Here is a 13,673-nt window from a genome sequence, read left to right on the forward strand (position 1 = left end):
GTAGGGCGCAGGCTAGAGCTGCCGGACGATTATCAAAGTCGTTCCGGCAGCCATTTGGCGGCGCGGCGAAGTTTTTTCATTTGTGCCTCTGGCTTATCCCCCGCAGAAGCCGTTACTGTGCGCCCAAAGAATAATTCGCAACACGGGGGAGCGTATGAAAGTGTTCTGGGGGCTGGGGCGGTTGTTGACCCTGCTGTTCTGCTGCGTGGTGCTGGCCAATCAGCTGGTGCCGTTCGTACATCCGCTGCATCTGCTGGTCAATCTGGCTGGCGGCCTGCTGTTGCTGATTCATCTACTCGAAGTGCTGCTGTGCAATCGCAGCCTCAAAGGTCGTCCGCACCCTTGGCGTGACCGTGGCCGCATCCTGCTGTTCGGCGTATTCCACTTGCAATCCATCCCGGCCCCGGCCGCTCCGGAGGCTTCTTCCCATGCGTAAACTTTACCTGCTCGCTGCATTCATCAGCCCTTTGGCCTGTGCCCAAGTGGTCAGTGTTGAAACCAATTCGCTGATGCGTTTGCCCAACACGGCCAGCACGTTGCAGCTGGAAAAACTGGAAGTGGCCGATTACGGCACGTTGCTGATTCCTGCCAACGTGACCGAACTGACCGTGGGCGAGTTGCGTCTTGGCCATGAAGCCCGTATCGCGATCGTTCCGAGCGAGAACGCTTTGGAGATGAAGGTCGTTCGTGCAGAGCTGAGCGATGGCAGCCGGATTACTGCACGGGGTGCACCGGGTACTTATGAAAAAGCCGCCCGTGCCGGGCGCAATCTGAATCTGCAATTCAAGGCATTGAACGCGCCGCAACTGTTGGTCGATGCCCGTGGCGGCACCGGTGCGCCGGGTTTTGTCGGCCTTGATGGCGGTAATGGTGAAGACCCGGGCTGCACTTATGGCTCGGCCGGGCACGGTTTTGACGGCAGCAACGGGAGCGACGGCCAACCGGGTGCACCGGGAGCGCTGGTACGCCTTGAAGTGCCGCGCGAGTTTCCGGCCGAGCTGATCAAGGTCAATGTCGCGGGCGGTGCTGGCGGCCCGGCGGGTGTGGGTGGCAAGGCAGGGAAGGGCGGCAAGTCCAAGGGCTGCCTGGTGTACCGCGCCGATGGCGGCAAGAACGGCAAGGCCGGGGCGGATGGACAGCCTGGGCCAGTGGGGGCAGCGGGGGCGGTGACTGTGCAGCGCTTGTAAGATCACTGATTGTTCCCACGCTCCGCGTGGGAACACAGCCCGTGACGCTCCGCGTCACTGGACGCAGAGCGTCCCTTGCGGCATTCCCACGCAGAGCGTGGGAACGATCACGGCCTCGCCGCCGCAATCGCCACCAATACTAACCCCACAATCAGATTAAGCCCCACCACCCGCCGAATCCGCCCCAGCACCGCCGCACCCGCCGGCCAGTCCTTTGCATCAACCGCCGTACGCAACTCCGGCAGCATCAAGCCCTGAATGCGGATAAACAGCGCCGTCATCACCACATACAAGCCCATCATCACCTGCACATATTTCGGCGCGGTCTCAAAGCCGACCTGCTGCAAATGCAACATGCCCACGCCGCTGATCGGCAACAGGAGCACCGCAACCCAGACCCAACGGAAAAAACCTTGAAACACTTCCACCCACAAGGTCAGTCGGGCAGGGCCGTCGAGGGCCTTCACAGCCGCCGGGCGCAAGACCATCCAGGCGAAAAACATGCCGCCGACCCAAACCAGTGCGGCTAATACATGCAGGGGGTAGACGAAGCTAAAAAGTGTCATTGGGTTACTCCGTTCTGCGCAGGATCGATTCGCGGGGTATGATAGCCGCCGATTCAAACCACTGAAAATTTATCCAGCGTTTTTTGCGCCCGACACTCAATGATCAGCACTGAACTCAAAACCACGATCCAGGGCGCCTATTCGCGTTTTCTAGAGGCCAAGAGCCTCAAGCCGCGTTACGGCCAGCGCCTGATGATCGCTGAAATCGCCAAAGTCCTCGGGGATATCGACACCGACGACGAAGGCCGGCGCAGTGGCGACCCCGCGATTGTCGCGGTGGAAGCCGGCACCGGTACTGGCAAGACAGTTGCCTACAGCCTGGCCGCGATCCCGACCGCGAAACTGGCCGGCAAACGCCTGGTCATCGCCACCGCGACCGTGGCCCTGCAAGAGCAAATCGTCTACAAGGATTTGCCCGACCTGATGCGCAACAGCGGGCTTAATTTCAGCTTCGCGCTGGCCAAGGGCCGTGGTCGCTACATGTGCCTGTCCAAACTCGACATGCTCTTGCAGGAAGGCCACGCGCAAACCGCCACCGCCCAGCTGTTCGAAGAAGAAGGCTTCAAGATCGAGGTCGATGAGGCCAGTCAGAAGCTGTTCACCAGCATGATCGAGAAACTCGCGGGCAATAAGTGGGACGGCGACCGTGACAGCTGGCCGAGTGCGCTGGAAGACGCCGATTGGGCGCGCCTGACCACCGATCACAGCCAGTGCACCAATCGTCATTGCCCGAACTTCGGCCAGTGCGCCTTCTACAAGGCCCGCGAAGGCATGGGCAAGGTCGACGTGATCGTCACCAACCACGACATGGTTTTGGCTGACCTGGCATTGGGCGGCGGCGCTGTGCTGCCGGACCCGCGTGACACCATTTACGTGTTCGACGAAGGCCACCACTTGCCAGATAAGGCGATCGGCCACTTCGCTCACTACACGCGCCTGCGTTCCACTGCCGACTGGCTGGAAACCACGGCGAAAAACCTGACCAAGCTGCTGGCCCAGCATCCGCTGCCGGGCGATCTTGGCAAGTTGATCGAGCAGGTGCCGGAGCTGGCGCGCGAGATCAAGGCCCAGCAACAGTTCATGTTCAGCGCCTGTGAGCAGGTCGCCGATTTCAAACCCGGCGAAGACGTCGAAGGCCGTGAGCGTCCGCGCCATCGTTTCGTCGCCGGGGTGATTCCCGAACACATGCGCGAAATGGGCATCGAGCTGAAAAAAGGCTTTTCGCGCCTCAACGATCTGTTCACGCGCCTGACCGACCTGCTCAAGGAAGGCATGGACGGCGAGGTCAACATCGGCATTGCCAGCAATCAGGCCGAAGAGTGGTATCCGCTGTTCGGCAGCCTGTTGTCCCGCGCTTCGGGCAACTGGGAACTGTGGACGGCGTTCACCGCCGAAGACCCGGAAGACAGTCCGCCGATGGCACGCTGGCTGACGTTGGCCGAAAGCGGTTCGCTGTTCGACATTGAGGTCAATGCCAGCCCGATCCTCGCCGCCGAAACCCTGCGCCGCAGCCTGTGGAACGTGGCTTATGGCTGTCTGGTGACCTCGGCGACTCTGACCGCGCTGGGCACTTTCGACCGTTTCCGCATGCGCGCCGGTCTGCCGAAAAAAGCCGTCACCGCTGTGGTGCCGAGCCCGTTCCATCACGCCGATGCCGGTGTGTTGCGCGTGCCGGATCTGAAGGCCGATCCACGCGATGCCGCCGCACACACGGCAGCGATCATCCGTGAGTTGCCTGATCTGGTTGAAGGATCGCGCGGCACCCTGGTGCTGTTCTCCTCGCGCAAACAGATGCAAGACGTGTTCGACGGTCTCGACCGCGACTGGCGCAAGCAAGTGTTCATTCAAGGCAACCTGTCGAAACAGGAAACCCTGAACAAGCACAAGGCGCGGGTCGATGGCGGTGATTCCAGTGTGCTGTTCGGTCTCGCCAGTTTCGCCGAGGGCGTCGACTTGCCGGGTGCCTACTGCGAACACGTGGTGATCGCCAAGATCCCGTTTTCGGTACCGGACGATCCGGTCGAAGCGGCGTTGTCGGAATGGATCGAGGCCCGTGGCGGTAATCCGTTCATGGAAATCTCCGTGCCCGATGCCTCGCTGAAACTGGTGCAGGCCTGCGGGCGTCTGCTGCGTACCGAAGAAGACCGCGGCACCATCACTTTGCTGGATCGGCGGCTGGTCACCCAGCGCTACGGCAAGGCGATCCTCAATGCGTTGCCTCCTTTCCGTCGTGAAATATCCTGAGACAACGGTGGGCAGTTTTGCCCACCGTGTTGTCTATCTCTCTGCCATCGCTTTTCCATTGGCCATTGTTGGTCGTTAGGGAGAACTCCGTTCTTATGATCCGCCGTTCGTTGCCTGCCGTATTCGCTTTGATCTTCGCCACGCCGCTGTTCGCAGCGCCTGCGGGTCAGCAGACCCTGTTCAACTTTGTCCGTCCTGCCGACGTGGTGAAAATCGCCACCGAAAACGCGGATCTGCCGCAGGCCAACGCCGAGCAAACGCCTGAGGGCGAAGTGCTGCGCCGGGTGACGTTCAATCCGGTGGCCCGCCCGACCTTGCGCCTGACGCCGCAGACTGGCGCCTGGGACTGGTCGCAGTCAGGCATGATGACCTTGCGTTTGCAGAGCGCAATGGACTGGGCTGTGACGGTCTACGTGCAAATCCAGAGCAATGACGGTCGCACACTGCTCAGCCGCGTCGACCTGCCGGCCGGTCCTGCGCAGACGTTGCTGGTGCCGCTGGTGGCGTCCGCACCGCTTGGCCAAGGCATGAAGGCCGGGCCGCCAATGCCAATGACGGTCGATGGTCAACGGATCCTGCTGGCCAGCAGCAGCGGCGAAATCGACCGCAGCCAAGTGGTCTCGGTGAGCCTGTCGATGGATCAGCCGAAGGTCGCGCAGAGCTTGCTGCTCGAGCGTTTCGGCGTGCAGGACGGTGAATCGGTCACCCAAGCGGTGTACGGCAATCTGGTCGACGCTTACGGGCAATCGACCCGCAGCAAGTGGCCGGAAAAAGTCGCCAATGACGAACAGCTGAAATCCGCCGCCGCCAAGGAACAGCAACAGCTGAAAACCTGGCTGGCCGAGCGCGAAAAGTCCTCGCTGGACAAGTTCGGTGGCTGGAACAAAGGCCCGGCCTTCAAGGCCAGCGGTTTCTTCCGCACCGAAAAGCGTGATGGTCGCTGGTATCTGGTCACGCCTGAAGGGCATCCGTTTTACTCGTTGGGCGTGAATACCGTCAGCCCGCAGGTCAACCAGACCTACGTGGCCGGTCGTGAGTACATGTTCGAATCCCTGCCTAAACCCGAAGAACCGTTGGCCAAGCATTTTGGCGAGGGTGACAACCGTGGCGGCAATGGTGTTGATCAGGGCCGGGGTTATGCAAACGGGCGCTGGTACGACTTCTATGGCGCCAACTTGCAGCGTGTTTACGGAGATCCGTGCAAAACAGACAGCGAAGGTAAATCCGGCGTCGCTGAAGCGGCCAAGTCCGAAGCCGCCGAATCTGCGGCGGTGAAAGCGGCTGAGCCTGTTTCGGCGCCTGCGGAGCCGAAGTCCGGTGTCGCTGAGGCAGCCAAAACTGAAACCGTACAAGTGACGACAGAAAAAGCTGCCGAGCCGTGCAAGGCCTCTATCGATGAGCAGCAGTGGACCAGCCACACGCTCGATCGCCTGCAAGCCTGGGGCTTCAACACGGTCGGCAACTGGAGTGCCGATTCGCTGACTGAAGCCGAGCGTGTGCCGTACACCTTGCCGCTGTCGATCGTCGGCGACTACACCAGCATCAGCACCGGCAGCGACTGGTGGGGCGGCATGCCCGATCCGTTCGATCCGCGTTTCGCCATGGCCACCGAGCGCGCCGTCGCCATCGCCGCCCGCGATCACCGCGACGATCCGTGGCTGATCGGCTATTACGCCGACAACGAACTGGCCTGGGCTGGTCCCGGTGATGATCCGAAATCCCGTTACGCGCTGGCCTATGGCACGTTGAAAATGACCACCGACGTGCCGGCCAAGCGTGCGTTCCTCAAGCAATTGCGCGACAAGTACCGCAATCAGGCCGGGCTGTCGAAAGCGTGGGGCATTGATCTGCCCGCGTGGGAATTGATGGAAGATCCGGGTTTTGTACCGCCGCTGCCGAACCCGGAGCACCCGGAAATCGAGGCTGACTTCAAATACTTCCAGAAGGTTTTCGCCGATACCTACTTCAAAACCATTTCCGACTCGCTGAAATGGCACGCGCCGAACCAGTTGCTGCTTGGCGGCCGTTTCGCCACCAGTACGCCGGAAGCCGTGGCGTCCTGCGCGCAGTATTGCGATGTGCTGAGCTTCAATATGTACACGCTCAAACCGCAGGATGGTTATGACTTTGCTGCGTTGGGGGCTTTGGATAAACCGGTACTGATCACCGAATTCAACTTCGGCTCAGCGGATCGTGGCCCGTTCTGGGGCGGCGTCACGCCAGTGGTCAGGGAAGAAGATCGCGGCCCTGCATACGCCAATTTCCTCAAGCAGGCCTTGAGCGAGCCGTCGATTGTCGGCGTGCATTGGTTCCAGTATCTCGATCAACCGGTGACCGGGCGTCTGCTCGATGGCGAGAACGGTCACTTTGGTCTGGTGGGCGTGACGGATCTGCCGTATCAGGGCTTTGTCGAAACCGTGCGCAAGAGCAATTTGCAGGCGATTGATCAGCTTGGCAAAGAGGCAGAGAAAGCGGCCGCAGCAGCGGAGCATGAGGCTGAGGGCGGGCGCAAAGGCGAGGCTGGTAAAGGGCCGGGGGCAGGGCATGCCGGTGGACATTCCGGCAATGGTCACTGACCTTTGATGCTCTAAAAAGATCGCAGCCTGCAGCAGCTCCTGCATGGGAACGCAATCCATGTAGGAGCTGCCGCAGGCTGCGATCTTTTGACTTGGCTTTTAACCGTCTGGCCCGCAGCTGTTCCCAAATCCCTCAAGGGCTGGAACAATGCGGGCCACTTTGTAGAGCGTTTTCGCGGGGGAGTTGCGGGTGCAGATTCAGGGACATTACGAGCTTCAATTCGAAGCGGTGCGCGAAGCTTTCGCCGCACTGTTCGACGATCCCCAGGAACGCGGCGCAGCCCTGTGCATCAAGGTCGGTGGAGAAACCGTCCTCGACCTCTGGTCCGGTACTGCCGACAAGGATGGCGCCGAAGCCTGGCACAGCGACACCATCGCCAACCTGTTCTCCTGCACCAAAACCTTTACCGCCGTCACCGCCCTGCAACTGGTCGGTGAAGGCAAGCTGCAACTGGATGTTCCGGTCGCCCGCTACTGGCCGGAATTCGCCGCCGCCGGCAAAGAATCCGTGACCCTGCGCCAATTGCTTTGCCACCAGGCCGGTCTGCCAGCTCTGCGTCAATTGCTCGCGCCGGAAGCGCTGTATGACTGGCAAACCATGGTCGATGCCCTTGCAGCCGAAGCACCATGGTGGACGCCGGGCACCGGTCACGGTTATGCCGCGATCACTTACGGCTGGTTGATCGGTGAATTGTTGCGCCGCGCCGACGGTCGTGGGCCGGGCGAATCCATCGTCGCCCGTGTCGCCAAACCTTTGGGTCTGGATTTTCACGTCGGTCTGGCTGACGAGGAATTCCATCGCGTGGCGCATATCGCGCGCGGCAAGGGCAACGCTGGCGATGCCGCCGCGCAACGTCTGCTGCAGGTGACCATGCGCGAGCCCACCGCGATGACTACCCGCGCTTTTACCAACCCACCTTCAGTGCTCACCAGCACCAACAAACCGGAATGGCGGCGCATGCAGCAACCGGCGGCCAATGGCCACGGCAATGCGCGCAGTCTGGCCGGTTTCTACGCGGGCCTGCTCGACGGCAGTCTGCTCGAAAGCGACATGCTTGAAGAGCTGACCCGCGAACACAGCCTCGGTGAAGACAAGACACTGTTGACCCAGACCCGTTTCGGTCTGGGCTGCATGCTCGATCAACCGGACGTGCCCAACGCCACTTATGGCCTCGGCCCCAAGGCGTTTGGTCATCCGGGCGCGGGCGGCTCCATCGGTTTCGCTGATCCTGAGCATGATGTCGCCTTCGGTTTTGTGACAAATACCCTTGGGCCGTACGTCTTGATGGATCCGCGCGCGCAGAAGCTCGCGCGGGTGCTTGCCACTTGTCTGTAAAGTTGCATCCGAGGTCCCAGGGTCGGAACCTCAAGCGGTTTTTCGTTTCAAAACGGCTGTTTATCCGGGCGAAAGTGCTCTGATTTTTCATTACTTCATTTTGTGGATTTTCAATGTCATCTAAAAAGACCCTCGCCCTGGCCCTGTGTGTAGCGATCACCGGTTGTGCACAGACCCCGAAAAACGATGCGGACGGCGGCAGTTGGTGGCCGTTCGGTTCGTCCGACAAAGTTGCGGCCAAGGAGCCGGCACCGGCTCCAGCCCCTCTGAAACCTGCGGCCACTGCACCCGTGGCCAAGACTGAAAGCAGCAGCCCTTGGTACTGGCCGTTCGGTTCCGATGATGAAGCCGTCAAAGCGGACATGAAGGCTGAGGTTGCCCCGGAAGCGAAAAAGCCAGTAGCCGTTGCCAAAGCTGAAGCCGACGCGGGTGGCAAATGGTGGTGGCCGTTTGGCGGCAAGGATCAACCCACGACCAAAGCCGTGCCGATGCCGGATCCGAAAGTGACCCAGGCCTGGCTCGACGATTACGAGCCGCGTCTGCGTGAAGCGGTCAAGGACAGCAACCTGCAACTCGAACGCCGTGAAAACGTGCTGGTCGTGACGGCACCGGTCGAAGGTTCGTTCAACCCGGATCGTCCAGCCATGCTGCTGCCGGTCACCCTCGGCCCGTTCACCCGAGTGGCGAAAATCCTTGAAGCCGACCCGAAAACTGCCGTGCTGGTCCTTGGCCACAGCGATTCCAGCGGTGCCGCGCCTGCCAACATCAAACTGAGCCAGGAACGTGCCCAGTCCATTGCGGCGATCTTCCGTCTCAGCGGCTTGCAGCGTGATCGCCTGATGCTGCGCGGCATGGGTTCCGAAGCGCCGCGTGCGGCCAACGACAGCGTTGAGGGTCGTGCCCTGAACCGTCGCGTTGAGCTGCTGGTGACCCCGCAGAACACCATGGTTGCCCTGCTGAGCAAGTACAACATGCCGGCACCGAAGCCAGTGACCATGGTTGCTGCGCAGGACGCCAAGCCCGCCGCCAAACCGGTAACCCCGGCTCCTGCGGCGAAAAAAGCTGCTGTTCCGGCAACCAAAAAGGCTCCGGCCAAGAAAGCCGCTGCCAAGGCTCCAGCGAAAAAAGCTCCAGCCAAGGCTCCAGCGAAAAAAACTGCACCAGCCAAAGCCGCCGCAACCGACAAGAAAGTCGCCGCGACCGATGCCACCAAAAAGTGATCCGCTAACGAAAAGGAATGCGCCATGACCCAGGCTCTGGCAGATATGCGTCGTGATTACACCCGGGATGGTCTGACCGAGGCGCAAGCCCCGGCCGAGCCGTTTGGGTTGTTCCACCAGTGGTTTGCCGACGCGGTGAAAACCGAACAGGCGCCGGTGGAAGCCAACGCCATGACCCTGGCCACGGTCGACAAGGATGGGCGACCGCACTGTCGCATTCTGCTGCTCAAGGGCCTGGACGAGCAGGGTTTCACTTTCTTCACCAACTACGACAGCGCCAAGGGCCAGCACCTGGCGGCCAACCCGTTCGCCGCCATGACCTTCTTCTGGCCAACCCTCGAACGCCAGGTGCGCATCGAAGGGCGGGTGGTGAAGGTCACGCCCGCGGAGTCGGATGCGTATTATCAGGTGCGGCCACTGGGCAGCCGTCTCGGTGCCTGGGCATCACCGCAGAGCCGGGTGATCAACGGGCGCGGTGAACTGGAAGATTTGCTCAAGGCTACCGAGCAGCGCTTCTCCGATACTCAGCCCGACTGCCCGGAACACTGGGGCGGTTATCGCTTGCTGCCGGAGCGCATCGAATTCTGGCAGGGCCGTCCGAGCCGTCTGCACGATCGCCTCAACTACCGTGTGCAGGGCGCCGACTGGATTCTTGAACGTCTGGCACCCTGAGCAGTCTACCGAGCGGGATAGCCTGCCGCAGCGGCCTCCAGCCACTTCGGCAGATCCCGGCGCTTGATCTTCTGCGCCTGAGCGTTCGCCAACTGCTCGAGCATGAAGGCGCGTTTGCCTTCATCCTTGCCGGCCAATGACAGCGCCAGGTCGCGATCCATCCAGCGTTTGATCCGCACATACAACCACCCATGGAAGTACAAACCGGCGGCCGTGGTGACGACGATGATGAAGTAATCCATGAAAATCCTTGGTGTCGGTGGCGCAGATTTGGCAATTTGGCGCTACTGTAGGGGCTATGTCAGGGAAAGCGTGCAGGCGTCTGTACCGCGCCTGAATGAAAGCCAATTTATCCGGGCTGCGTCGTGACAGGCGTCAAGCCACGGAGTTTAATGACTATATGTTTCTTTGGAGTTGATGCTATGCGTAAGTCTGTTCTGCTGGTTGCTTCCTTTTCCACGATGGCGATGTTGCTTACCGGCTGCCAATCGAGCCTGACCGGTGACTCCTACTCCCGTGACGAAGCGCGTCGTGTGCAGACGATTCGCATGGGCACCATCGAATCCCTGCGCCCGGTGAAAATCGAAGGCACCAAAACCCCGATCGGCGGCCTCGCTGGTGCAGCGGTCGGCGGCGTCGGCGGCAGCGCCATCGGCGGCGGCAAGGGCAGCATCGTTGCTGCGGTCATCGGCGCGGTGGCGGGCGGTCTGATCGGTTCGGCGACTGAAGAAGGTTTGACCCGCACCCAGGGTGTGGAAATCACCGTACGTGAAGACGACGGCAGCATGCGTGCCTATGTGCAGCAGGTGCAGGAGAATGAAGTGTTCCGCGTTGGCGAGCGCGTGCGCATCTCCACCGTTGGCGGGACCAGCCGCGTTTCGCACTAAGCGGGATGCAGGGTAAAGAAAACCCCGATCAGGTGACTGGTCGGGGTTTTTTGTTGGTTGCTTACCAATGGTCGCGGTAGACGAAAGCGACCTGAAAGTCGAAAGAAGATAAATCAATGGTTTGTCTAAAATGGGGTTGCAGGATATTGACCCATTGCGAGGGCACATCGAATCCTCCGTTGTTCACATTATTTTCGATTGGTATTCCAAGTGATTCGATAATTGAACCGTCATCACCGAAGTCTTTCGATAATTCTTCTCCTTCGCCCAGTTCAGTTTTCTTGTCATACCATTCAAGCCTGGCTCTTAATCCCATAGATCCCTCATAGATATTTCTTAATGCTGCGTTTCTTCTTTTTTGGCGGATCTAACTGCTTACCGGTTTTGTGGTCGAACGATCCCAAGTGAGTGCCATCACTTGCCCGGTACGTCTCAAGTTCTCCATGTAGAAAATCCCATTCATATATTGTTCTGCCTTTCGCATCCGTCCAGCGATCTCGGAGACCACCCGCGTATGGGGTTTTCTTTTTTGCTCTTCTCAAACCGGGAAATGCAGTGATATCGCTTGTTTCGGGAGCAGGATGGTAGGTATGTCCAGCTTCGGCGGTACCGTGGCGTCGAACATTTAGAACAATATAAACCGGCCGAACCCCGGAGTTCGGGGGAAACACCAGAATAAAATCCCGGTACTCCGGCGGATAAACCGGATTCACCAGAATTCCATCCGCCGCTTTCGTCGGCGGATAAACCCAGATGTGCGGTGCCTGCGGTGCAGCCTCCAGCGCGGGAATACCGAGGATGTCCGAGCCATCCACAGCAGGCGTCCAGATCAGTTCTACACCTTCGTCCAAGTCAGCAATGAACTGGCTGCCACGCAACTTGAACTGCACGACATCAACCATTTCCCAATCGCGATTCTTGCCGGTGTAGAAGCCGTAGCCCTTCAGGCTGCCGTCGGCCTGTTGTTCGATCCTCAGTCGAACACGGGTTCGCGCCTGTTCAAGTCCACGCAACTGCTCGTCGGTATACAGCGCACTGTCGCCAAGACTCGATGGCATGAACAGCGCAACCAAACCAACTAAAGGCGCAACAGCCGCACTTGATACAGCAGCGGGCAGTGCTTCAAACACCGATCCCGCCAAAGCCAGACTGCCAAATCCGGCCGGAACAGCAGTTGCGCCGATTTTCTTGAGAGGAACTGCGCCGCTTTCATCGGCTTCACGCGCGCCCAGCAGGATCAGGTCGCCGTAATCCTTCAGGCTGTCGGTCGGCACCATCCCCGCAGGACTGGAGTAATCGATGATCGCATCCGGCAATTTGCAGGACTTGGCGAAGACGCAGCCAGCCCGAACGGGCTCTGTCTTCTTAACCGCCACCTCACGGCTGCGCTCGAAAGCCTCCTGCCGCGCCAGCATGGCGTCGTAAGCGTTTTGTCTGGCGTCGCGCTCGGCCAGTTCAGTGGCCGTCATGTAGCGGTAGGTGACGTGATGCCCGTCGCCTTGCGGTGGGTTTTGAACCCGGGGAATGTCCTTGTTGCCAGCCACTGATCGTCCTTTCGCTCATCCATCGACAGCCCTTCGCAAAGGGCTGCGCAACGTTAACGAAGCAGGAAAGTGGTGGCTGTAGGACGCGTCGCTAAAGACGTGGGGATTTGTCGCTGTGGTATCAGAAGGGCGAGGGGAAAGTCCCCTCGCCGCAGGTTTTCTATGCGTTAGGCAATGCTGTATTCCGGCGACTCGCCGCCGCCGTCACCGCATAACCAATCAACGCCGCCAGAATCGACCCGGTCAAAATCCCCATCCGGTCCATGCCTGCGTAATCACTCACGCCCGGTTCAAACGCCAGCGAGCCGACAAACAGGCTCATGGTGAAGCCGATCCCGCACAGGATCGCCACGCCCAGCACCTGACCCCAGTTGGCGCCTTGCGGCAGCGCGGCGATTCCGGTTTTGACCGCGAGCCAGGTCAGGCCGAACACGCCGACGGTCTTGCCCAGCAGCAGGCCGACCGCGATGCCCATCGGCACGTGATGAGTGAAGCTTTCCATGGTGACGCCGGTCAGCGACAGGCCGGCGTTGGCGAAGGCGAACAGCGGCAGAATGCCGTAGGCCACCCACGGATGCAGCGCATGTTCGAGGGTCAGCAGCGGCGAGGGTTCGGCGTTTTTCGTGCGCAGCGGGATGCAGAAGGCCAGGGTTACGCCCGCCAGTGTGGCGTGGACACCGCTCTTGAGGACGCAGACCCAGAGGATCAAACCGATGATCATGTACGGCCCGAGTTTGACCACCCCGAGCCGGTTCATCGCCACCAGCGCTGCAATGCACGCTGCCGCCAGACCCAGCGACAGAGTCGACAGTTCGCCGGAGTAGAAGATCGCAATGATCACGATGGCGCCGAGGTCATCGATGATTGCCAGGGTCATCAGGAACAGCTTCAGCGATACCGGCACGCGCTTGCCGAGCAGGGCCAGCACGCCGAGGGCGAAGGCGATATCGGTGGCAGTGGGGATCGCCCAGCCGTCGAGGGCTGCAGGATTGTCACGGTTGAGGAACCAGTAGATCAGCGCCGGCACCAGCATGCCGCCGATCGCTGCGGCGCCGGGCAGGACAATCTGCGACGGTTTCGACAGCTGACCGTCGAGGACTTCGCGCTTCACTTCCAGGCCGATGAGCAGGAAGAACATCGCCATCAGACCGTCGTTGATCCACAGCAGCAGGGGTTTAGCGATTTTCAACGCACCGATCTGCGCCACCACCGGGGTGTCGAGCAGGCCGGTGTACAGCCACGACAATGGCGAGTTGTTGATAATCAGGGCCAGGATGGCTGCAGCGATCAATAACAGACCGCTGGCAGCTTCCAACTGAAAGAAACGCGTGAAAGTGCTACGCAGAGGCAAGGTCGCTCTCCATCGAATCGTCAAAAAGGTGGGACACCCTAACCCGTACTGTTAGTTGTTAAAACAAAAGTTATATTCTTTTTTGTTATA

13 protein-coding genes are annotated in these 13,673 nt (G+C 60.2%); 8 read left to right on the plus strand and 5 right to left on the minus strand.

What is annotated here, in order from left to right; translation table 11 throughout:
- The first annotated feature begins 154 nt into the window (after positions 1-154).
- Both PspS49_RS06560 and PspS49_RS06565 read left to right on the plus strand, forming a co-directional pair.
- A complete protein-coding gene (locus tag PspS49_RS06560) occupies positions 155-436 on the plus strand; it encodes a DUF1145 domain-containing protein (RefSeq protein ID WP_038358130.1) in 282 nt (93 codons plus the stop codon).
- Positions 429-1,187, plus strand: a complete 759-nt coding sequence (locus PspS49_RS06565; RefSeq protein ID WP_160038572.1) for a collagen-like protein — start codon at positions 429-431, stop codon at positions 1,185-1,187. Before PspS49_RS06560 ends, PspS49_RS06565 begins: the two co-directional genes overlap by 8 nt.
- A 107-nt stretch (positions 1,188-1,294) precedes the next feature.
- Here the strand turns inward: PspS49_RS06565 and PspS49_RS06570 are convergent, their stop codons facing one another.
- Positions 1,295-1,753, minus strand: coding sequence for a CopD family protein (locus tag PspS49_RS06570; protein WP_160038573.1), 459 nt, complete (start codon positions 1,751-1,753; stop codon positions 1,295-1,297).
- A gap of 99 nt (positions 1,754-1,852) precedes the next feature.
- On the opposite strand from PspS49_RS06570, the gene dinG reads away from it, so the two are divergent.
- From dinG to pdxH, 5 genes are all read left to right on the plus strand, one after another.
- Positions 1,853-3,997 carry an ATP-dependent DNA helicase DinG gene (gene dinG, locus PspS49_RS06575; protein WP_160038574.1) on the plus strand — a complete coding sequence of 715 codons (2,145 nt, stop codon included), beginning with the start codon at positions 1,853-1,855 and terminating at the stop codon, positions 3,995-3,997.
- Between the two features lie 95 nt (positions 3,998-4,092).
- On the plus strand, positions 4,093-6,573 hold the full coding sequence (locus PspS49_RS06580) for a beta-galactosidase (protein WP_160038575.1): 2,481 nt from the start codon (positions 4,093-4,095) through the stop codon (positions 6,571-6,573).
- Positions 6,574-6,763: 190 nt separating this feature from the next.
- Positions 6,764-7,909: a serine hydrolase domain-containing protein gene (locus PspS49_RS06585; protein ID WP_127926099.1), complete on the plus strand. Its 1,146-nt coding sequence runs from the start codon at positions 6,764-6,766 to the stop codon at positions 7,907-7,909.
- A gap of 113 nt (positions 7,910-8,022) precedes the next feature.
- Positions 8,023-9,129: an OmpA family protein gene (locus tag PspS49_RS06590; protein WP_095119202.1), complete on the plus strand. Its 1,107-nt coding sequence runs from the start codon at positions 8,023-8,025 to the stop codon at positions 9,127-9,129.
- A 24-nt stretch (positions 9,130-9,153) separates the two neighbouring features.
- Positions 9,154-9,801: a pyridoxamine 5'-phosphate oxidase gene (pdxH, locus tag PspS49_RS06595; RefSeq protein WP_127926101.1), complete on the plus strand. Its 648-nt coding sequence runs from the start codon at positions 9,154-9,156 to the stop codon at positions 9,799-9,801.
- A 5-nt stretch (positions 9,802-9,806) separates the two neighbouring features.
- Here the strand turns inward: pdxH and PspS49_RS06600 are convergent, their stop codons facing one another.
- The gene (locus tag PspS49_RS06600) at positions 9,807-10,043 is read right to left on the minus strand and encodes a hypothetical protein (RefSeq protein WP_150749381.1); all 237 of its coding nucleotides are present in this window, start codon (positions 10,041-10,043) and stop codon (positions 9,807-9,809) included.
- Between the two features lie 180 nt (positions 10,044-10,223).
- Here PspS49_RS06600 and PspS49_RS06605 point away from each other — a divergent pair, with 180 nt between their 5' ends.
- On the plus strand, positions 10,224-10,688 hold the full coding sequence (locus PspS49_RS06605) for a glycine zipper 2TM domain-containing protein (protein ID WP_007918566.1): 465 nt from the start codon (positions 10,224-10,226) through the stop codon (positions 10,686-10,688).
- 61 nt (positions 10,689-10,749) lie between these two features.
- Here the strand turns inward: PspS49_RS06605 and PspS49_RS06610 are convergent, their stop codons facing one another.
- From PspS49_RS06610 to nhaA, 3 genes are all read right to left on the minus strand, one after another.
- Entirely contained in the window at positions 10,750-11,004 is a 255-nt protein-coding gene (locus PspS49_RS06610; RefSeq protein ID WP_127926103.1) for a colicin E3-like toxin immunity protein, read from the minus strand.
- Between the two features lie 7 nt (positions 11,005-11,011).
- Positions 11,012-12,232 carry an S-type pyocin domain-containing protein gene (locus PspS49_RS06615; protein WP_160038576.1) on the minus strand — a complete coding sequence of 407 codons (1,221 nt, stop codon included), beginning with the start codon at positions 12,230-12,232 and terminating at the stop codon, positions 11,012-11,014.
- Positions 12,233-12,392: 160 nt separating this feature from the next.
- Positions 12,393-13,583 (minus strand): Na+/H+ antiporter NhaA, encoded by a 1,191-nt coding sequence (gene nhaA / locus PspS49_RS06620; protein WP_150775288.1) that lies wholly within the window; start codon positions 13,581-13,583, stop codon positions 12,393-12,395.
- Positions 13,584-13,673 lie beyond the last annotated feature (90 nt).

The organism is Pseudomonas sp. S49, from assembly GCF_009866785.1.
GTDB lineage: Bacteria > Pseudomonadota > Gammaproteobacteria > Pseudomonadales > Pseudomonadaceae > Aquipseudomonas.

Coding starts and splice junctions, on each gene's coding strand:
- PspS49_RS06560 (WP_038358130.1), top strand. CDS start 155: ATGAAAGTGTTCTGGGGGCTGGGGCGGTTGTTGACCCTGCTGTTCTGC.
- PspS49_RS06565 (WP_160038572.1), top strand. CDS start 429: ATGCGTAAACTTTACCTGCTCGCTGCATTCATCAGCCCTTTGGCCTGT.
- PspS49_RS06570 (WP_160038573.1), bottom strand. CDS start 1,753: ATGACACTTTTTAGCTTCGTCTACCCCCTGCATGTATTAGCCGCACTG.
- dinG (WP_160038574.1), top strand. CDS start 1,853: ATGATCAGCACTGAACTCAAAACCACGATCCAGGGCGCCTATTCGCGT.
- PspS49_RS06580 (WP_160038575.1), top strand. CDS start 4,093: ATGATCCGCCGTTCGTTGCCTGCCGTATTCGCTTTGATCTTCGCCACG.
- PspS49_RS06590 (WP_095119202.1), top strand. CDS start 8,023: ATGTCATCTAAAAAGACCCTCGCCCTGGCCCTGTGTGTAGCGATCACC.
- pdxH (WP_127926101.1), top strand. CDS start 9,154: ATGACCCAGGCTCTGGCAGATATGCGTCGTGATTACACCCGGGATGGT.
- PspS49_RS06600 (WP_150749381.1), bottom strand. CDS start 10,043: ATGGATTACTTCATCATCGTCGTCACCACGGCCGCCGGTTTGTACTTC.
- PspS49_RS06605 (WP_007918566.1), top strand. CDS start 10,224: ATGCGTAAGTCTGTTCTGCTGGTTGCTTCCTTTTCCACGATGGCGATG.
- PspS49_RS06610 (WP_127926103.1), bottom strand. CDS start 11,004: ATGGGATTAAGAGCCAGGCTTGAATGGTATGACAAGAAAACTGAACTG.